The sequence below is a fragment of the Aquiflexum lacus genome (genome assembly GCF_015476655.1).
In the GTDB taxonomy this organism is placed as follows: domain Bacteria; phylum Bacteroidota; class Bacteroidia; order Cytophagales; family Cyclobacteriaceae; genus Aquiflexum; species Aquiflexum lacus.
The window spans coordinates 41,620-60,156 of record NZ_JABFHF010000012.1 but is presented as its reverse complement, the minus strand read 5'-3'; the positions used below and the strand labels follow the sequence as shown (position 1 = coordinate 60,156).

Below are 18,537 nucleotides of genomic sequence, written 5' to 3'. Positions count from 1 at the left end.
AATGTGGATTGAAATAGTAAAATATATATCGCTTTCATCTGTTTTTGGTTTTACAGTCTGGATGGTAAAGCTACTTATTGAAAAATTCTTTACAACAGGCTTAGAAACTTATAAAAACAAGTTACAAGGCCAATTAAAGGAGTTTGAGTATAAGTTAAGAAGAATTGATTTTGAACATCAAGTGAAATTTTCTGACTTACACAAAGATAGAGCTTATGTTATCAAAGATGTTTATGGAAAGCTAATAGAAATTGAAATCAAAGCAAAAAAAGCAATTCAGAATAAAGAAGAGAATATTATGGAAGAAATTGCAGAAGATATTTATTCGTTGAATATATTTTTTCATAAGAACGAAATATATTTCTCTGACGAAACATCCAAAATTTTCTATAATCAAATGATAAACTTCAATGAATTAATTAATCAGTTGGGAATATTTGAGAGTTATGGAGAAAATAAAACATTGATTTCAATAGATAAATCACTTGTAAGAGAAAAGAGTGAATTAAGGAAATATATTAATATGCTTTTAAACGAGAATATACTTCAAGTAAAGAATCAGTTAAAAGATGAATTTCAAAAGCTAATTGGAACAAAAAATTCAGGTGCTAACAGCACCTAAGAAAATATGGGGCAGACATTGGTAAAGGCAAGCTTGGTTCTCCGTAGCAGCGTTAATTTCGGTAGACTGGTAATTGCTTCGAAATGCCTACGTATCTTAGCTGCGACACCTTACAGGCCATTTTAATAAGACACGATTATGAATAAAATTACATTAAGAATTAGCATTATAGTACTGTCCACTTTCCTTTCTTGCAAAAGAACAGACTTTTCAAATCCAGAAGAAGTCATAAAATCATTTCGAACTTTAACAAAGGAAAATAAAAACGAAAAATTATATGATGAATTTCTTTCAAGTAAATCAAAAGAATTCGTAACAAAAGACGAGTTTGTTAAAACTATGGATAATCCTGACAGTATATTAAATGAAACAACTCGTTTGGAAAGTAAGGTTTACAACTACCCTGTAGATGTAGTCAATCCATCTTATAGACGATTTAAAGTTGAAGAAAAGGAGATTTTCAAAAAAGACACTGTATATAGTCGTTTTTACTTTTCACTAATCAATGAAAATGCCAAATGGAAAGTGGTATGGACTAGTTCCCTATTTTCTTTTGCAGAAAAAAAGTTTATCGATGGCAATTATTCAGAAGCACGTAAAACTCTTGAAAAAATTATTGAACTAGATCCATTTTCTGGGAGAGCGTATAATTTTCTAGCTATAGCTTTTTTCAGAGACCAATCACTAAAATATAATGAGTGGGAAAATGGAGTTGTTAAAAATGCAAGATATGCTGTTACATTAGAGGAAGATAATTTCCTGAATTATAATACATTAGCTATATATTATTCGAGCATTAATAATTTAGACCTATCTATACAGAATTATGAAAGGGGGCTTGCTTTTTGTCAAAACAATAAGGATAAGTTCTTGTTCTATACAAATTTGGCTGGTGAATATATCACACTTAAAAAATTTGAAGAGGCAGAAGAATACATTAGGAAATCTATTGAAATAAATGATAAAAATACTTTTGCATGGTATATGTATGGCATTCTTAAACAAGCAGAAGGTAAAAATTTGGAAGCACTTGAACATTTTGAAAAATCAATAAGTGAAAAGAAAATGGAAAATTATCTTCAGGGAAGTTTATATTATTCATACTCGCTATGTTGTTTTGATTTAGGGAAATGTGATTTGGCTAAAGAACACATAATTAAGGCTTTAGACATTGAACCCAACAATGACACTTACCTGGACTTATTTAATAAAATTAAATATTGCAATGCAAGAACTAAATAAATGGTTTGATGATTTGAGCAAACTTATTCAAGACTCCTTCATCACATATAAGCATTTGTCAGTAATCAAAGAATTAAATGCTGAAACAAAATTTCTTAATGAGGATTTTTTCGTTTTTTTTCAATATCAACAATGGTTTATGCTTACAATTCAGCTCTCAAAAATATTTGAATGTAAGCCTAGAACACAAAAGAGAAACATCATTACATTTTGTAACAAAATAATAAAAGGCGACTACAAAGAAGAATTTGAGTTTATTTTACTACAAAGCAAATGTTCAAACCCTCTTTCTTACGCTGACTTTGTAGAAAAGGCAAATCAAATTAGAACTAAAATTAAGTTAAATCAAGTGGCAATTAATAAAATAATAAATGTTAGAAATAAAGTATATGCCCACACTGACATTGAAAGAAAAATTGACTTCCCGACAATTGAAGAAGTGAAATCAATTATTGATTTAGCTTCGTTTTCCTATAACAATTTAAGAGGTTTTATGTATGGCATAAGCACTGATTTCTCAAGAGGGATTAATAACTTAACAATGAAAGACGTAGTGAGAATAATGCAAAGGGGATTAAGTAAAAAGGAATAAGTTTAAGGACACTACAGAACAAAGCATAGTTGAATCACAGACTAAATACGGCTTGTAATAGCACCTTAGAAAACATGGGCGGACAGTGGTAACCGCAAGGTTTGTTCTCCGAATCAGCTTTCATTTCGGTTGGACAGGTAATCGCCCCCATCTGGGTTAAGATTGGAGAAGGAGCTAGGTGTAGATCGCATCTACATCTCCTTATTTTTGGATCCCGTACAGTGGTCCATAGCCGTCAAGCTAAGAAAAAGTTCTGGTTTTGGCCGAAGTTGAAAAGAGGGTAGCATTCCCTTGGAATGCTTAGTGTTCTTTTCCATAATTATATGAGATTATATTGTACTAAAAAGGCAGGTGTTCAAAGAACGGTTGTGTTTATCCTGCCTTATTTTCTTTAATTTAAGTATTTTTTAGAAAAGAACAAAGCTGAAAATCAACAATTTATCAATAAATATCTTGATAAATTCAAATCTTTTTTCGAACAATCTTTTGATGGGGATTCCTTAAATGGACTTGCCCGAAGCCATCAGTTCGTACGCAGGAAATCTGTTCTGGATGGAAAAAGGTTTCTTGAACTCCTTCTTTTTTCGGAACGTGACACAAAGCTTCAAAGCCTGGAGGACATAGCCTTTGATTTTTCAGAATATTATGGAAAGCATATTTCTAAACAGGCTTTACAGGAGCGCTTCAATGATTCTGCTGTCGAGTATATCTCCGCAGTCCTTCAACAGCAGCTGAGCAAAAAAGCAAATACTGTCTTTCCTTCCGAAAATGCCTACAGGTTTGATAAAATAATGATCAAAGATTCTACAAGGTTTAAACTTCCATGGCAGTTCAGGGAGGATTTTAAGGGTCATGGAGGTCATGGGATTGATTCACAGATAAGTATTCAGTTCGAATATGACCTGATAGGAGGAGGGGTTGCTGATCTGAACATAACTCCTGCCAACAGAAATGACCAAAAAGACTCCAAAGAAACTCTGGACAGAATAGAGCAAAACTGTCTATATATAAGGGATTTGGGATACGTAAGTCAGGAATATATTGACCGGATCCATGAAAGTAAATCCTATTATGTAAACAGGCTTAATACAAAATGGACCGTTTTAGATGCAGCAAAGAAACCTTTGGACTTTGTGGATATCGAAAAGCAAATGAGCAAGAGCCGTATCACATGTGTGGAAATTGATGTATTGATAGAAAAAGGCAAAAAACTGTTGCCTTCACGACTTGTATTGGAAAAGGTCAGAGAGGAAACGTACAAGGAAAGGATAAGAAAGGCGGAAAGGGCAGCAAGGAGCAAGGGATATTCCCTGTCGGATGATTACAGGGCCAAAACAAGACTCACCATGATTATCACCAATATACCCAAAAAGTGGGCAAACACCGAACAAGTAAGGAAAGCTTACAGTCTGAGATGGCAGATTGAGCTGATATTCAAAACATGGAAATCACAGATGAGACTCAACAGGGTCAAGCCTGTAAGAATCCAAAGATTCAAATGCCAGATAATTGCAAAAATGATCTGGATAATGATAAACCGCAGGTTTTTGGCAGCAATGGAAATTCCAGATTACAACGGGAAAAAACCAATTAAACTCTGCGAATGGAAATTCTTCAAAGTGGTAATGAGACTGTCGCAAAAATTAAGAATGGTCATATTTTACGGTGAAAACCTTGAATTATGGCTGGGGAACCTATTTGAAATTGCTAGAAAAAAATGTCAATCTGAAACCAAAAAAAAGAAGAACAACAATCTTGAAATTTTAAATATCTTCTTAGCTTGACGGCTATGGTACAGTGGTCGGGAGTAATTCCAGTATTCAAGAATTACTTTTAGTTATGGGAGATGCTCATAATCCCGATGCATTCACAAATTGAATATTTTTGTTAAAAACTAATTTCAAAAATTGAAATTTAATTTCTAATTTTAAAATTATCTAAGTTGATTCGGGATGTTAACTAAAATACGTACAGAAAAAGAATACAAGGCAGTAATGAAAACAATAGAGTCGCTTCTGGAAAAAGCAACTGCTTTAGGTGGTTTCCATGAATTGGCAAAAGAGGAGGCAATGATGTTGTCCACCCTTTCTGAACTTGCCGAGGCTTACGAAGACAATACATTGAAACTGATGCCTATTAAACCTAATACCTTGAGGCAGGCTATAGAATATAAAATGGCTGAGCTTGGGCTCTCCCAAGCAAACCTAGCTGAAGTAATGGGCATTGGTGCACCTAAACTTTCCCAGATATTGAGTGGAAAACGGGAGCCTGATGTTTCTTTTTTAAAGGCAGCTCATGAAAAATTGAACATTGATGCTGAGTTTTTGCTGACCCACGTGTAAGTGTACATAATAATTTATTTTCAGATATCAGTAAGTCAAAAACAAAGATAAGTCTTTCTAAAATGAGGCTTTTCACCATTATCAACCTTTCCGGATTGGTACTTGGTCTGAGTTCTTTTTTTAATTATTGCGCTATCGAAAAAACATAAACATCCCGGATCTGATTTTCACCTGTGCCAAGGATTCTTTCAAACCTCAAAGTGTTTTGGCTTTGTTCAATTTTGTATGTCCCGGATAATATCAATGTCCAATCAAATTCTGCTGTCCAAAAGCAGGCATTGGTAAAGGTGATTTCTTGGTTTTCTATTTTGTAAGTGCCATTGCACAAAGCGGGATATTTTTGGATGCTGGATGTTCCTTCCCAATTCCCATTTTCAAAATTCAATTCCACCAAAGCGATTTCACCTGCTGTTTCTCCGGAAAACCTCTGGAAAGTTCCTGAATAAGTACCTTCTAATCCTTGTGACAAAATAGTGGGTTCAGCATTTTCATTACAACTTGCAAAAAGAACAAGGGTGAAAATCAGCAATAGGTTGGATGTTGGTTTAAAATTCATACTTCATGGTTTAGATTCTTGTACAGGACGGTAAGGTTTATGGAAGTGTTGTGGGGGGGATTTTTTTATTTGAGTACTCCAAACATGCAATCCCATGGGGTTTGAATAAAAACCTTGACTAAATCAAAATTAATGAAGTTTAAATATAAAATGTCTGAAAGTGGAGAGGTTCGTTACGGATATCAAGAATTTTTTTCAATAATTTTTACGATATCCATTTTTAACTGAGGGATATCAGTTTTGATGACATCCCAAATAATATCGAAATCAATTCCAAAGTAATCATGAATGATTTTATTCCTGATGTCCCCCATCTCGCGCCATGGAATATCGGGATATTTTGCTTTAAAACTTTGATCAACCTTATTGCTTGCCTCACCAATAATTTCAAGGCTTCTGCATATTGCCCTAGATAATCTTTGACTGTTCACAAATTCATCAAAGGAATTACTTTTATACTCAATTTCAAGGTACTCACATTCGTCCAAAATATGTTTTAGCAATTCAATTGGTAAATGATACATATTCAACAGAATTTAATATATGAGGTCCGATATGTGGGCTTAGTGACTTTTCTGTCAGTAAATCCACTTTCTTCTGGAATAAGTTCTCAAGGAAATAGTTTAAAGCCATGAAATTTTTAAAAGTTTTTTTCTCTATTCTTAATTCAACTAATAAGTCGATATCGCTGTTGGGATGTGACATATTATTAAAATAAGAACCAAATAGACCAATTCTATTTACCCCAAACCCTTTTAGTTCCTCTTTATGGGATTGCAACGTATTTAAAATTAAATTTTTATCAAGTATAGGTTTCATGATCAAATATAAATAAAATAGCTGACCTTTATCTTTTGCTAATTATTACAAATTGTTCTTTAATACAAAGGTATTGAAACGAACAATGTTTTTATTCTGATTATGTCCGTCATCGAACAATATCAGCCCTTGACGGACATCGAAATCTTATTAAATGTTCAAATTTAAGGTATTATGACCCTTTTTCCCATTGGCACAATCTGTGGAATCGTCAGTTCGAACCAATATTATTTAAAACTCAAATTTTGCTTTCCAGCCATGAACAATTTAAAATCCATCATCCTTTCCTTATCCCTTTTTCTTTATCCCAGACAGATTTAGGTGATTTCAAGGGTGAGGAAGTTTCAGTAGAAGAAGCCACCATCAAAAAGACCGGTTCCGGCCAAACACAGATCGGTGCCGTGGAAAGCCTGAATGTCAGGGCTACAGGTTCGGGCAATGTATATTATGCAGGAAACCCGGGGAATAGAAACATTTCATCAACAGGTTCCGCAAAAGTGATCAAGAGGTGATTCAGTTCAATGTCGAAAGTCAAAAAGATAAAAGAGGATCCAATGGGCATGGAAACAAAGTTCAGCAATTAAATTTGCCCGTCAACGGACGATATTGTCCGCTAATCAAGACTAGGATTAGGAGAAGATAACCCTATTCAAGGATTTTGACAGGTATTGCATTGGCATGGAAGTAGTATAAGTTATTTGGAAAAAACCAGAAACCTTGATGCTAAAGAACATCTTCAAAACCGCCCTTAGAAGTTTTAGGAAGAACCTTTCAATTTCCGTGATCAATGTACTTGGTCTTGGAGTGGGATTGGCGACCTGTATTCTATTGCTTTTGTATATATGGGATGAAAGTAGTTATGACAAGCATCATGATGATTTGGATAATCTATATAGGGTCGCCATCAACTTTCCGGAAGGTAATTCAGCAGCTTCCCCTGCACCAATGGCATTTTCCATAAAGTCAGCGTTTCCTGAAGTATTGCAATCTGCAAGGTTACTGAAATATCCCATGCTGGAATCCATGATACTCAACTACGAAGCCGGAGGGGAACTAAAGGTTTTCAATGAAACAAATGGCTATTATGTGGATTCGACATTTTTTGATGTACTGACCTATGAGTTTGTTTCCGGAAATCCAAAAACAGCCCTTTCGGAAAACAACACCATGGTCCTTTCCGAGACCTTGGCAGTAAAAATCTTTGGGGAACAAAACCCCATCAATGAAGTCATCACCATTGGTTTGCCGGAAGGAAATTTTGACTATACGGTCAAAGGGGTTTTTGCTGATTCCCCCAAATCACATATCAGGGCAAATTTCTTCCTTTCCATTATCAATTCAGATATCGGGAATTGGGTAAGCAGCGAAACTTCCTGGCCAAACAACAACATGTTCCATACCTATTTCAGGATGCAGGAAGGCAAAACGATGGTTGAGATGGAATCCAAGTTACAGGATTTTTACCAAAACAAACTTGAAGAATCTGCTTCGGTAGGTGTTGCCCTTTCCTTGTTTTTGCAGCCGGTAAGGGATATTTACCTCAAATCAGATCTTGGTTATGAGATTGATACCAACGGCAACTACAGAAATCTTTTTGTATTTGGCTCCATTGGTTTTTTTGTGCTGTTGATAGCCTGTATCAATTTCATGAACCTTTCTACGGCTAGGTCTGAAAAGCGCGCCAAGGAAGTTGGTGTACGAAAAGTAATTGGGGCAGCTAAAAGTGAACTTGTCAAACAGTTTATGGGGGAATCCATTCTCATGAGTATCATCTCTTTGATGTTGGCTTTTCTGCTGTTGCAATTGCTGCTTCCCATGTTCAATAATGTGGCTGAGAAATCCCTTGGTTTGTTCGATAACCCGCTTTTGTTTCCCATTATTTTGGGACTTGCCCTGTTGACGGGAATAATGGCGGGGATTTACCCTGCTTTTTATTTATCAGGTTTCCGGCCTGTTGCCATCTTGAAGGGAATTAAGGGAAATGGTTTTGCGGCAATATCCATCAGAAAGGGTTTGGTGGTTTTTCAATTTGTGATTTCTATTGCCCTGATTGCCATGGCATTTATAATACAAGGACAGATGAATTTTTTGGTGGACAGTAACCTTGGTTTTGACAAGGAGCAACAATTGATCTTACCACTTCAAAGTGAGGAAGCAATGGCCAATTTTACTGTTTTGAAAACTCAACTCGAGAATCAGCAAGGCATCAGAGTGGTCAGTGGGGGTTCGTCTTATCCCGGACTAAAAGTTCTGCAGGATTGGTTACTGTATCCTGAGGGAAAAACCGTGGATGATGTCGTGGATGTGTATATCAACCGTGTTTCCAATGATTTCTTCGAAGTGCTTGACCTCGAAATCCTTGCAGGAAGGGGATATACAGAAGAATTTACAGAAAACAGCCGGAGATTGCTGATCAATGAGACTGCTGCAAAAGCGTATGGGTTTGAGGTAGAAGAGGCTATCGGAAAAAACCTTAACATGGATTGGCGTGGAGAAGTGATTACATGGGAAATCATCGGCGTAGTCAGAGATTTCCACTTTGAGAGCCTTCACAAAAACATCAAGCCATTGGCTTTCCCTTATACTGGTCAGCCTCCTTTTCTTGTAGCCAAGGTGGATACTGATAGGATAGTTGAAATGATTTCGATGGTGGAACAAACCTGGAAATCCGTCAATCCTGCCACTCCTTTTGCCTATTCCTTTTTGGATCAGGATTTTATGAGAAACTATGAATCCGAAAAAAGAACTTCCACCATCATCCTATATTTCACCTTTATTGCCATTTTGATTTCCTGTATCGGATTGTTTGGATTGGCAGCATTTACAGCAGAGCAAAAGACCAAGGAAATCGGTATCAGGAAAGTTTTGGGTGCCACCACCTGGAACATCACCACTTTGGTGTCAAAGGAATTTCTGGTATTGGTGCTAGTGGCCATCCTGATTGCAGCACCTTTGGGCTATTTTGCTGCTGAAAAATGGTTGGAGAATTTTGCTTACAAAATTGACCTCAGCATCTGGGTCTTTGTGATTTCCGGATTGGTGGCCGTTTTGATTGCCTATGGGACGGTGAGTTTTCAGGCGGTCAAAGCAGCTTTGGCGAATCCGGTTGATAGTCTGAAGAGCGAGTAGGGGAGATTTGGGAAGCGAGAGAAGAGATGCGAGAGACTAGAAGCAAGAACCAAGAAGCAAGAACCAAGAAACAAGAACCAAGAAAAAAGAAGCGAGAGCCGAGACGCGATAGCCAAGAATAAAGACACTATTGATGTTTTGATAATTTTAATGCAATAACTATTCGAAAAGGCTTGTCCTTGTCATGTCGACGGCAGGAGACATCTATTGAGAGGCTAGATGCTCGGCACAAAAATCAAGAAATAGAAACGAGAGCCGAGATGCTAGAGCCGAGATGCTAGAACCAAGAATCAAGAAGCAAGAGCCAAGAATAAAGAGACTAATGATGTTTTGATAATTTTAATGCAATAACTATTCGAAAAGGCTTGTCCTTGTCATGTCGACGGCAGGAGACATCTATTGAGAGGCTAGATGCTCGGCACAAAAATCAAGAAATAGAAACGAGAGCCGAGATGCTAGAGCCGAGATGCTAGAACCAAGAATCAAGAAGCAAGAGCCAAGAATAAAGAGACTAATGATGTTTTGATAATTTTAATGCAATAACTATTCGAAAAGGCTTGTCCTTGTCATGTCGACGGCAGGAGACATCTATTGAGAGGCTAGATGCTAGGTACAAAAATCAAGAAATAAAAAGGAGAGCCGAGATGCTAGAACCAAGAACCAAGAATCAAGAATCAAGACAAAGAACAGAGAGACGCGATGCGAGAGCTAGGTGGGATATGAAAAGAAGGTGATTTGGAAAAAAAGAATGTAACCAAAAGGTATTGTTTAGGTTTATAATAACAAGCTTTATGTCTTTTCTTTGTTTTGTGGAAATTGTTAAATTGTGGGATGGAAAGGGAAGAAGATAAATTTTTGTTAAAGGAACCTGATATAAGTTATGGGAATTACACTTATGCAGATTACCTGACTTGGAATATGGATGAAATGGTCGAATTGATCAAAGGAAAAGTCTTTAAAAAAGCTGCTGCTGCTCCAAGAAGGATCCACCAATGGTTAGCAGGAAATTTGTACACTGAATTTAACCTGTTTTTGAAAGGCAAAAAATGCCAGGCCTATATTGCTCCTTTTGATGTCAGGCTTCCGATTAAATCAAAGAAAGACGAGGAAATTGTTACTGTCGTCCAACCTGATATATGTGTGGTTTGCGACATGGAAAAGTTGGACGATAGGGGCTGTATTGGTGCACCTGATCTGGTAGTGGAAGTATTGTCACCGGGCAATAAGCAACTTGAACTCCAAAAAAAATATGAGGTTTACGAAGAATCGGGAGTAAAGGAATATTGGCTGATGGATCCTGAGGGACATACCCTCTTGATATACACGCTAATTCAAGGAAAGTACCAACCCTCGCGATTGATGACTTCAGGGGATACCGCAAAATCTTCAGTAATTCTAGGATTTGAATTGGATTTGGAGGTGTTTTTTGCTGAAATCAAATAACATAAGGGTATGTTCCACAATCAGGCGGATCATTCGGTCGGTTGTTTCAGTTTGGGTTTTTATCGACATCGTATTGGATCAGTATTAATATATCGATGAATAAATTCCCCATTAGGTTGCTTAGATATTGTCTCACAGATGCCACAGAAATCCACAGATATTTTTTTTCTATCTGTGAAAATCGGAGTAATCTGTGAGAAATAATTTACTCAAAGGATCTCCACGATCCTTCTATTTCAATCAGATTTATTCCAATAAATCCTCAGGTTATTGGTGGATCTTCCCGAAGCAATGATATCAGGTTTTCCATCACCGTTGAGATCAGCTATCTGAAGGTCCTCACAGGCCATTCCGTTTTTGTCCAGCCAGTATTCCTCAAAATCTGCGAAAGAGCCGTTTTTTGGCGTATATATTTTGATCCCAAAATCCCCGTCATCGTTGGCTACCCGCCATCCAGCTACAACCTGATTGACACCATTTCCCAAAAAATCCCCCCAGCCTATGGCATGACCATCTTTCAAAGTGTTGTCCAGTTCTCTTCTTATTGGGCTTTCATTGTCAAAATTCTTTACTTCATAAACAGCAACCATATTTCCATGCATAGGCTCTACAGTAGCTAATGCCTTAAAACCGAATGGTAAAAGTTGTAGTCTGAGTTCTCCGACCGCATGGTCTTCCACAATGCGTTCTACATCGGAATAGTTAGTCCATTTCCCCTCCTTGAAAGAAAAAACCTTAACACCTTCTCTTCCTCCGACCAAAATCGATTCTCCTGAACCATCCTCCAATTCTACAATATCCAGATTATGGGTGAGGTGCATGGAAGCATCTATCAGTTGGGTGGTCCATTCTTCCCTTGGATCATTTGGAGGCTGATAAGCCAAAACCCTCACTCCTGCACCTTGTCCCATTTTGTTGCCACGGCCATGGAGGGGTAGGACGACCAGTTGGTAATTATTTTCCGAGGTTTTTGCCCAGCGCATGCGGTGGACTGTGGGTTCGTGGTGGAGTTGGACAGGAGTCCATTTTCGGGTAGGGTCTTCGGGGCGGATCAGGTAATGCACCGAGCCGGATTTTTCAGCGTCAGAAGTCTCACCCGGATTCCATTGGGCACCGACTGCCACTTCCACTTTTCCATCTCCATTGATGTCCCTTGCTGCGATACATACATTGTCAAACTCAGTCAGGTTTTCCACCATCACAAATCGCTTCCAGTCTCCATTTCTATACCAAACAATTTCCGTTTTGTCCACCAAAAGAATATCAGGCTTCCCATCTCCATCCACATCACCAATGGCCAGGCCATAACCAATGGCAACATTGCCATCGATCTCTTGCATATCGAATTTGGGTTCCTTGGGGTTGAGAGACAATAAAAGGTAGAGTAAGAAGAGTAAGTTGTTCATAAGCTGGCAATTTGGGGCAGAATAAATATAAGAAAAAAATGGAATAGGATGGATGAGAATTGTAATTCAAGGGATTAGAGAGTTGAAAAATGGATGGTTTTTATTTTTTGGGTTATTTCAATTTATCCCAATAAACTGATTTTATTCAGAAATTTTGAATTTATTTTTGTATTGATTCATCATATTATTTTAATATAGTGTATTCAAATAAATTATTATTTTACTAATTAGTGTTTAAATTATAAAATTGTCTATCATGAAATTTCTGAATCTGTGTCTTGTCAATTTTTTTATTCTAGCTCTATTCGCTCCAACTCATCTCTCCAATGCCTGCACCCGAGTAGTCTATCAGGGGCCAAATGGCAATGTCATTACAGCCAGGTCCATGGATTGGAAGGATGAGATCCCTGCGGATATATGGTTATTTCCACGAGGTATGAGCAGAAATGGTGCAGTGGGTCCAAATTCGATAAATTGGAATTCCAAATATGGTAGTGTAGTGACAAGTGCTTTTGATATCAGCAGTACCGATGGAATGAATGAAAAAGGCTTGGTGGCCAATCTGCTTTGGTTGGCCGAGTCAACTTATCCTGAATATGATGGTAAAGGAAAAGGGCTTTCCATAGCGGCTTGGGTACAGTATATGTTGGATAATTTTGCAACGGTAGCTGAGGCAGTAGATGCTATGAGAAACAGGGATTTTGAGGTTGTATCGGCTCATATTCCCGGCACTGAAAGGTTGGCAACATTGCATTTATCCATTTCAGATGCCAATGGTGATAATGCCATATTTGAGTATGTGGATGGAAAAATGTTGATTCATCATGACAGGTCATACAATGTCATGACCAACTCACCTGTTTTCGATCAACAGTTGGCTTTGAATGCTTATTGGAAATCCATTGGGGGTCTACACGTACTTCCGGGAACCAATAGGGCAGCAGACCGATTTGCACGTGCCTCTTTTTATATTGATGCCATTCCTCAAACAGATGATATGCGGGTTTCGGTGGCATCGGTTTTTTCGGTAATCAGAAACTGTTCGGTTCCTTTCGGTATTTCTTCTGAGGAGGAACCCAATATTTCATCCACAAGATGGAGGTCTGTATCGGATCAAAAAAACTTGGTTTACTATTTCGAAACAGTATTGACACCCAATACTTTTTGGGTAGATATCAGCAAAGTTGATTTGTCCGAAAAGGCTACAGTCAAAAAGTTGAGTGTGTCAAATCATGAGACTTATGCAGGAAATACCAATAAACTGTTTAAGACAGCAAAGGCATTTGAATTTGCCGGGATTTGAATTCGTGGGGTAGGAGAGATCTATTTAACTTTGTTATCAATCGGATAAATAATTAAATTGAGACTTGGGTTTATAAAATTCAATAAATATAGAAAACATGAGTATAGGTGAATTGCAATTGAAATTACATCAGGCCATAGATTCCATAACTGATAGGTCAACATTGGAGGTTCTTAACAAATAATTGACTTCAGATAAAGGACCATTTTCTCAAATGTCTCTTAAAGAGTACAATGATGCTATTGAAAAAAGCATTCAACAAATAAAAGGAGGAGAATTTGTATCAGTTGAAGATTTGGAAAAAGAATTTTGAATGTAATCCATACCAGTCAAGAACCTGAAAAATAAATCACAATTTTATTCAGTTCGATTTTTTGAATAATTGAATTCTATCAAGGTCAATAACTTCTATTAAAATTTTTAATAAGTATCTTTTAATAACCTATTTTTTATAATTTAGCCAAATCCAAAATTTGACACATGAAAAGAAGAAACTTCCTGTCCGGTTTGGCATTGGGGTCCGGTGCCTTGGCCTTATCTACATTTCAGCAACTATCTGCAAAAGAAGGATTGTCCCGAAAAGTTTCTGTCTCCGAAAATAACAGAAGCTATCAGGCTGATGTGATTATTGCCGGAGGAGGGCTTGGAGGTTGTGCCTCCGCATTGGCAGCTTTACGGAACGGGCTTTCTGTGGTGATGACGGAAGAGACGGATTGGATAGGGGGACAGATTACCCAACAGGGTGTGCCACCTGATGAACATCCTTGGATTGAGACGCACGGGGCGCCGGAATCTTACCGGTATTTTAGAACGGCAGTCAGAGAATATTATAGAAACAATTATCCGTTAACTGAAGCGGCTGCTGCCAATGAATTTTTGAATCCAGGTGATGGGTCGGTGTCTCGGCTTTGCCACGAACCCAAAGTGGCTTTGGCGGTTTTGCATGACATGCTTGCCCCTTTTGAGAGTACCGGGAAATTGGTACTGCTGCTCAACCATCAGATAAACTCAGCAGATTATCAAGGAACCAAGGTCAAATCTCTCACTGCGAAATCTCTGCTTTCTGGCAAAGAGATTTTGTTGACCGCGCCATATTTCGTAGACGCTACGGAACTTGGAGACTTATTGCCATTGACCAAAACGGCTTATGTCACCGGAACAGAGTCCAAAGCTGAAACAGGGGAACTGCATGCCCCTGAAAAAGGAAATCCCGAAAACAACCAATCATTTACGGTTTGTTTTGCCATGGATTACGTCAAAGGAGAGGATTGGACCATTCCGAAGCCTGCGGATTATGATTTTTGGAAAAATTATGTTCCTGACCTGACTCCGCCTTGGCCGGGCAAGATGTTGGCCATGCACTATTCCAATCCGCAGACTTTGTCACCCAAGGCATTGGGATTTCACCCTGAGGGCTTACCCACAGGAGATTTGTTGAATCTTTGGCTTTACCGTAGGATTTTGAACAAAAACAATTTCACACCAGGTCTTTATTCAGGAGATATCAGCTTGGTCAATTGGCCCCAGAATGATTATATCCCCGGCAATATCGTGGATGTCAGTGAAGCAGAATTTCAAAAGCATTTCAATGGAGGCAAACAATTGAGTTTATCTTTTCTGTATTGGTTGCAGACAGAGGTGGAAAGACCTGATGGCGGCAAAGGTTGGAAAGGACTTCGGCTGAGAAATGATGTGATGGGGACCGAAGATGGGATGGCCAAATATCCCTATGTCCGTGAATCCAGAAGGATAAAAGCATTATTCACTGTCTTAGAAGAACATGTGGGAAAAGAGCAAAGGGCTTCGGTTTCAGGTTTGTCGGGAGATGAATTGAAAGCAGCGACTTTTGATGACAGTGTCGGCATCGGTTATTACCATATCGATTTGCATCCAAGTTCCAGAGGAGATAACTACATTGATTTCCCATCGCTTCCATTTCAGATTCCTTTGGGGGCCTTGATTCCCCAAAACATGGAAAACCTGCTTCCTGCCAACAAGAATATCGGCACGACCCATATCACCAATGGTTGCTACAGATTGCATCCCGTAGAATGGAGTATCGGAGAAGCTGTAGGCATGTTGGTGCCTTTTGCAATAGCCAAAAATATTACTCCAAAAACCATAAGAGAGGATAAAACGCTTTTAAGGGAATTTCAGGCAATGGTCAGAAGTCAGGGTGTGGAGACGGAGTGGGTTGGGGAATTTTAGATCGAAGATTTTAGATTTTAGATTTTAGATTGGAGAACAGGGAAGGATGAGGGATAAAGGATGAAGGAAGAAGTACCAAGTACGACGAACAAAGTACCAAGTTTAGTTCAGGGTTAAAGTAACCTGATTCCTCGAAACCCAGTGCAGGCTTTGAATAGATAAAGTATCTCAGGACAAGCATTGTTTCTTGATCCTGCATGACGGAAGCCGCTTTTCCCATACCCTCCTAATTTAACCAAAGCCTCCGCTCCCCGAGCTTACCGAGGGGATTTTACATTTATGTCATTGGTATGCTCGGGGCATGCTTTATTGGCTCTTACTTTCATCCTCGGGTCTCATCTATAGTCCCTCTTGCTTTTGGCTCTTGATTCTTGGCTCTTGGTTCTTACCTTCATCCTTTCCTTAGTCATTCCTCAAATAGTCCACTGGATTGCTGGCGGCAGTTTTGAAGGATTGGTAGCTGACAGTTAGCCAAGCGATGGCAATAGAAATGAGGCCTGCACCTAATATCATCAGGATATCAATATCAATCCGATATGCAAAATTCTCTAACCAAAATTTATTCATAACATAATAGGTCAAAGGTCCCGATATGATAAAAGCCAACAGTACTAAAAATGTAAAATCTTTGCTCAAAATGGTCACCAAATGTGGCATAGTTGCTCCCAAAGCTTTTCTGATACTGATTTCTTTGGACCGTTGTTCTGTTGTAAAGGCTGCTAAACCAAACAATCCAAGACAAGCGATGCTGATGGCCAAAATGGTAAAAATCAGGATTATATTTCCCATTTTTTGTTCTGATCGGAACAAGGCATCAAAATTTGCATCGACAAATGTGTATTCAAATGGATTTCCATTGGAGTGTTTTTTCCAAATACTTTCAAGAAGAGCCAACTTTTCAGCTACATTTCCAGAGCTGAGTTTAATGGCCATTTCATAATTTGGTTCTTCGCTCAAAGAAATAATGAGAGGTCTCACATTGTGATGCAGGCTTTGGAAGTTAAAATCACCAATGACACCGATCACGGTTTTTTCTACCGGTTGATCATTGTTTCCCCAAAATCCACTGATTTTCTGTCCATCCAATTCTGTCCATCCCATTTGGCGGAAAGCAGTTTCATTGAGGATCACTGCGGCTGAATCACTCAGAAAATCCTTTGAAAAAAATCTTCCCTGTGCCATCTTGAAACCCATGGCATCCAAGTGATCATGGTCTACAAAATAAATACTGCACAAAAAGTCCTGCTGCGTGTCACTGGTTTTAAATACACTGTTCCAATCCACATTTGGAGGGAGACGGTTAGCAAAGCTGGCAGCAATAAAATCCGGATATTGCATCAGCTCATCTTTGAAAGCATTGCCATTTTGGCCCAAAGACATGGTATGGAGCAAATTGATGACATTTTCCTTTCCAAAACCAAGATTTTTATTTTGTATGTATTTTAATTGTTTGTAGACAACCATGCTGCTGATAATCAGAGATATGGATATGAAAAACTGGAATATTACCAAGCCATTTCTGAAAGTTGATCTTTTGGCTCCATTCCTGATTTTCCCCTTCAGTACATTGGCTGGATTAAACGAGGTGAGGTAAAAAGCAGGGTAAGAACCGGCAATGATGCCAATCACCACTGCGAATAAAATCAATCCCAAGGGTACAATTGGCTTCAGGAATATCCATAAATCCAGACTTTTTCCTGCAAGATCATTAAAAGGCCTTAGTAATATGATGATCAAGATCGTGGCAATAAATGTGGAAATCAAGCTATAAAGCACTGATTCTGAAAGAAATTGTCCGATCAACCGGGAACGGATAGCACCAACTGATTTTCTTACTCCAACTTCCTTGGCACGATTGGCAGATCGTGCAGTGGACAGGTTCATAAAATTGATACAGGCGATAAAAATAATAAACAAGGCAATTGCACTGAAAATATAGAGATATTGGATATTTCCAGTTGGTTTGATTTCTTCTTGAAGGTTGGAATGAAGGTGGATATCAAGAAAGGGCTGAATGAAAAACCCTGCACTGTTGCCGGCAGCCTTGAACTGTTCCAGAGAAATCCCCATAAATCTCTCCAGTTCCACACCGAAATATTTTGTGATAAAAATATCCAAAGCTTCCTGCACTTTGCTGACATCAGCCTCAGGATGAACTTTGAAATAGGTATACAGATTGGAACTTGACCACTGATCATTTTTCATATATTCCCAACTTTCCCCTGAAAGCAACATGTCAAAAGTCATGTGGGAATTTTGAGGTGGATCTGTGACCACAGCGGTGATTTGGCATGCTCTTTTTTCTGCACCCCTTAAAATTATTTTTCCCATTGGGTCTTCATCCCCAAAATACTTCTTGGCACCGGATGCTGTTATGACCAGCTTGTCTGTACCTTCAAGTGCAGTTTTGGGATTGCCCTGTAGAACTTCGAAAGTAAAAAAGTCTAAGAAATTGGGATCAGCGACGATTATTCTTTGCTCAGTAAAAGTTTTGTCCTCATACTGCATGGGCATGGTTCTGAAAAGCCCAAAGCGTATAGCATCTTCAACTTCTGGAACTTCCTCCTTCAAAGCTTGGGACATTGGCGCGGGAGTCATGGCTACTTCAAACGCATTCTCCTGCATCTTGCCCTGCATATATACTCTATAAATACGGTCCCCGTCTTTTTGGAATTTATCATAGCTCAATTCATCTATGATGTAAATGGATATCAAAATACTGGCTGCTATGCCGAGACTCAATCCTAGAATATTGATGGCGGTGTAACCTTTCTGTCGGGCCATGATGCGCCACGCGGTAAGAAAATAATTTTTGAGCATGTCAGTATAGAGTTTTCAACATATTTTCAAGAGAAGTGCCAATATGAAAAATAGC

General features: G+C 38.4%; 17 protein-coding genes. 11 read left to right on the top strand and 6 right to left on the bottom strand.

Features of this window, described 5'->3' with window-relative positions:
- Nucleotide 1: 1 nt before the first annotated feature.
- The 5 genes from HMJ38_RS12375 to HMJ38_RS12355 all read left to right on the top strand — a co-directional run bounded on the left by HMJ38_RS12375 (nt 2) and on the right by HMJ38_RS12355 (nt 4,798).
- Nucleotides 2–622 carry a hypothetical protein gene (locus HMJ38_RS12375; protein WP_194974717.1) on the top strand — a complete coding sequence of 207 codons (621 nt, stop codon included), beginning with the start codon at nt 2–4 and terminating at the stop codon, nt 620–622.
- A 138-nt stretch (nt 623–760) separates the two neighbouring features.
- A complete protein-coding gene (locus tag HMJ38_RS12370) occupies nt 761–1,864 on the top strand; it encodes a tetratricopeptide repeat protein (protein ID WP_194974716.1) in 1,104 nt (367 codons plus the stop codon).
- Nucleotides 1,848–2,456, top strand: a complete 609-nt coding sequence (locus HMJ38_RS12365; protein ID WP_194974715.1) for an AbiU2 domain-containing protein — start codon at nt 1,848–1,850, stop codon at nt 2,454–2,456. Before HMJ38_RS12370 ends, HMJ38_RS12365 begins: the two co-directional genes overlap by 17 nt.
- Before the next feature lie 440 nt (nt 2,457–2,896).
- On the top strand, nt 2,897–4,240 hold the full coding sequence (locus HMJ38_RS12360; RefSeq protein WP_194974808.1) for an IS4 family transposase: 1,344 nt from the start codon (nt 2,897–2,899) through the stop codon (nt 4,238–4,240).
- 168 nt (nt 4,241–4,408) lie between these two features.
- On the top strand, nt 4,409–4,798 hold the full coding sequence (locus HMJ38_RS12355) for a helix-turn-helix domain-containing protein (protein ID WP_194974714.1): 390 nt from the start codon (nt 4,409–4,411) through the stop codon (nt 4,796–4,798).
- Between the two features lie 124 nt (nt 4,799–4,922).
- On the opposite strand, the gene HMJ38_RS12350 is transcribed toward HMJ38_RS12355, so the two are convergent.
- The 3 genes from HMJ38_RS12350 to HMJ38_RS12340 form a co-directional block, all read right to left on the bottom strand.
- Nucleotides 4,923–5,354 (bottom strand): hypothetical protein, encoded by a 432-nt coding sequence (locus HMJ38_RS12350; RefSeq protein WP_194974713.1) that lies wholly within the window; start codon nt 5,352–5,354, stop codon nt 4,923–4,925.
- Nucleotides 5,355–5,536: 182 nt separating this feature from the next.
- Nucleotides 5,537–5,878: a HepT-like ribonuclease domain-containing protein gene (locus tag HMJ38_RS12345; RefSeq protein ID WP_194974712.1), complete on the bottom strand. Its 342-nt coding sequence runs from the start codon at nt 5,876–5,878 to the stop codon at nt 5,537–5,539.
- Nucleotides 5,859–6,173 (bottom strand): nucleotidyltransferase family protein, encoded by a 315-nt coding sequence (locus HMJ38_RS12340; protein WP_194974711.1) that lies wholly within the window; start codon nt 6,171–6,173, stop codon nt 5,859–5,861. Before HMJ38_RS12340 ends, HMJ38_RS12345 begins: the two co-directional genes overlap by 20 nt.
- A gap of 245 nt (nt 6,174–6,418) precedes the next feature.
- Here HMJ38_RS12340 and HMJ38_RS12335 point away from each other — a divergent pair, with 245 nt between their 5' ends.
- From HMJ38_RS12335 to HMJ38_RS12325, 3 genes are all read left to right on the top strand, one after another.
- The gene (locus HMJ38_RS12335) at nt 6,419–6,685 is read left to right on the top strand and encodes a GIN domain-containing protein (protein ID WP_194974710.1); all 267 of its coding nucleotides are present in this window, start codon (nt 6,419–6,421) and stop codon (nt 6,683–6,685) included.
- Between the two features lie 208 nt (nt 6,686–6,893).
- Complete coding sequence (locus tag HMJ38_RS12330) at nt 6,894–9,302, top strand: ABC transporter permease (RefSeq protein ID WP_194974709.1); 2,409 nt, start codon at nt 6,894–6,896, stop codon at nt 9,300–9,302.
- 831 nt (nt 9,303–10,133) lie between these two features.
- Nucleotides 10,134–10,745: a Uma2 family endonuclease gene (locus HMJ38_RS12325; RefSeq protein WP_194974708.1), complete on the top strand. Its 612-nt coding sequence runs from the start codon at nt 10,134–10,136 to the stop codon at nt 10,743–10,745.
- Between the two features lie 236 nt (nt 10,746–10,981).
- On the opposite strand, the gene HMJ38_RS12320 is transcribed toward HMJ38_RS12325, so the two are convergent.
- Complete coding sequence (locus HMJ38_RS12320; protein WP_194974707.1) at nt 10,982–12,151, bottom strand: FG-GAP repeat domain-containing protein; 1,170 nt, start codon at nt 12,149–12,151, stop codon at nt 10,982–10,984.
- A gap of 256 nt (nt 12,152–12,407) precedes the next feature.
- Between HMJ38_RS12320 and HMJ38_RS12315 the strand changes: the two genes are divergently transcribed.
- The 3 genes from HMJ38_RS12315 to HMJ38_RS12310 all read left to right on the top strand — a co-directional run bounded on the left by HMJ38_RS12315 (nt 12,408) and on the right by HMJ38_RS12310 (nt 15,662).
- Nucleotides 12,408–13,454 carry a linear amide C-N hydrolase gene (locus HMJ38_RS12315; RefSeq protein WP_194974706.1) on the top strand — a complete coding sequence of 349 codons (1,047 nt, stop codon included), beginning with the start codon at nt 12,408–12,410 and terminating at the stop codon, nt 13,452–13,454.
- Nucleotides 13,455–13,638: 184 nt separating this feature from the next.
- Nucleotides 13,639–13,767 (top strand): hypothetical protein, encoded by a 129-nt coding sequence (locus tag HMJ38_RS25530; protein ID WP_262892890.1) that lies wholly within the window; start codon nt 13,639–13,641, stop codon nt 13,765–13,767.
- Nucleotides 13,768–13,934: 167 nt separating this feature from the next.
- The gene (locus HMJ38_RS12310) at nt 13,935–15,662 is read left to right on the top strand and encodes an FAD-dependent oxidoreductase (protein WP_194974705.1); all 1,728 of its coding nucleotides are present in this window, start codon (nt 13,935–13,937) and stop codon (nt 15,660–15,662) included.
- 10 nt (nt 15,663–15,672) lie between these two features.
- Here the strand turns inward: HMJ38_RS12310 and HMJ38_RS12305 are convergent, their stop codons facing one another.
- Both HMJ38_RS12305 and HMJ38_RS12300 read right to left on the bottom strand, forming a co-directional pair.
- On the bottom strand, nt 15,673–15,882 hold the full coding sequence (locus HMJ38_RS12305) for a hypothetical protein (protein ID WP_194974704.1): 210 nt from the start codon (nt 15,880–15,882) through the stop codon (nt 15,673–15,675).
- A gap of 182 nt (nt 15,883–16,064) precedes the next feature.
- Nucleotides 16,065–18,482: an ABC transporter permease gene (locus HMJ38_RS12300; RefSeq protein WP_194974703.1), complete on the bottom strand. Its 2,418-nt coding sequence runs from the start codon at nt 18,480–18,482 to the stop codon at nt 16,065–16,067.
- Nucleotides 18,483–18,537: the final 55 nt, after the last annotated feature.

Excerpts from the sequence above, each read along its gene's own strand:
- HMJ38_RS12330 (WP_194974709.1), top strand. The coding sequence starts at position 6,894 with ATGCTAAAGAACATCTTCAAAACCGCCCTTAGAAGTTTTAGGAAGAAC.
- HMJ38_RS12320 (WP_194974707.1), bottom strand. The coding sequence starts at position 12,151 with ATGAACAACTTACTCTTCTTACTCTACCTTTTATTGTCTCTCAACCCC.
- HMJ38_RS12315 (WP_194974706.1), top strand. The coding sequence starts at position 12,408 with ATGAAATTTCTGAATCTGTGTCTTGTCAATTTTTTTATTCTAGCTCTA.
- HMJ38_RS12355 (WP_194974714.1), top strand. The coding sequence starts at position 4,409 with ATGTTAACTAAAATACGTACAGAAAAAGAATACAAGGCAGTAATGAAA.
- HMJ38_RS12305 (WP_194974704.1), bottom strand. The coding sequence starts at position 15,882 with ATGGGAAAAGCGGCTTCCGTCATGCAGGATCAAGAAACAATGCTTGTC.
- HMJ38_RS12375 (WP_194974717.1), top strand. The coding sequence starts at position 2 with ATGTGGATTGAAATAGTAAAATATATATCGCTTTCATCTGTTTTTGGT.
- HMJ38_RS12300 (WP_194974703.1), bottom strand. The coding sequence starts at position 18,482 with ATGCTCAAAAATTATTTTCTTACCGCGTGGCGCATCATGGCCCGACAG.
- HMJ38_RS12345 (WP_194974712.1), bottom strand. The coding sequence starts at position 5,878 with ATGTATCATTTACCAATTGAATTGCTAAAACATATTTTGGACGAATGT.
- HMJ38_RS12365 (WP_194974715.1), top strand. The coding sequence starts at position 1,848 with ATGCAAGAACTAAATAAATGGTTTGATGATTTGAGCAAACTTATTCAA.
- HMJ38_RS12310 (WP_194974705.1), top strand. The coding sequence starts at position 13,935 with ATGAAAAGAAGAAACTTCCTGTCCGGTTTGGCATTGGGGTCCGGTGCC.
- HMJ38_RS12340 (WP_194974711.1), bottom strand. The coding sequence starts at position 6,173 with ATGAAACCTATACTTGATAAAAATTTAATTTTAAATACGTTGCAATCC.
- HMJ38_RS12325 (WP_194974708.1), top strand. The coding sequence starts at position 10,134 with ATGGAAAGGGAAGAAGATAAATTTTTGTTAAAGGAACCTGATATAAGT.
- HMJ38_RS12370 (WP_194974716.1), top strand. The coding sequence starts at position 761 with ATGAATAAAATTACATTAAGAATTAGCATTATAGTACTGTCCACTTTC.
- HMJ38_RS12350 (WP_194974713.1), bottom strand. The coding sequence starts at position 5,354 with ATGAATTTTAAACCAACATCCAACCTATTGCTGATTTTCACCCTTGTT.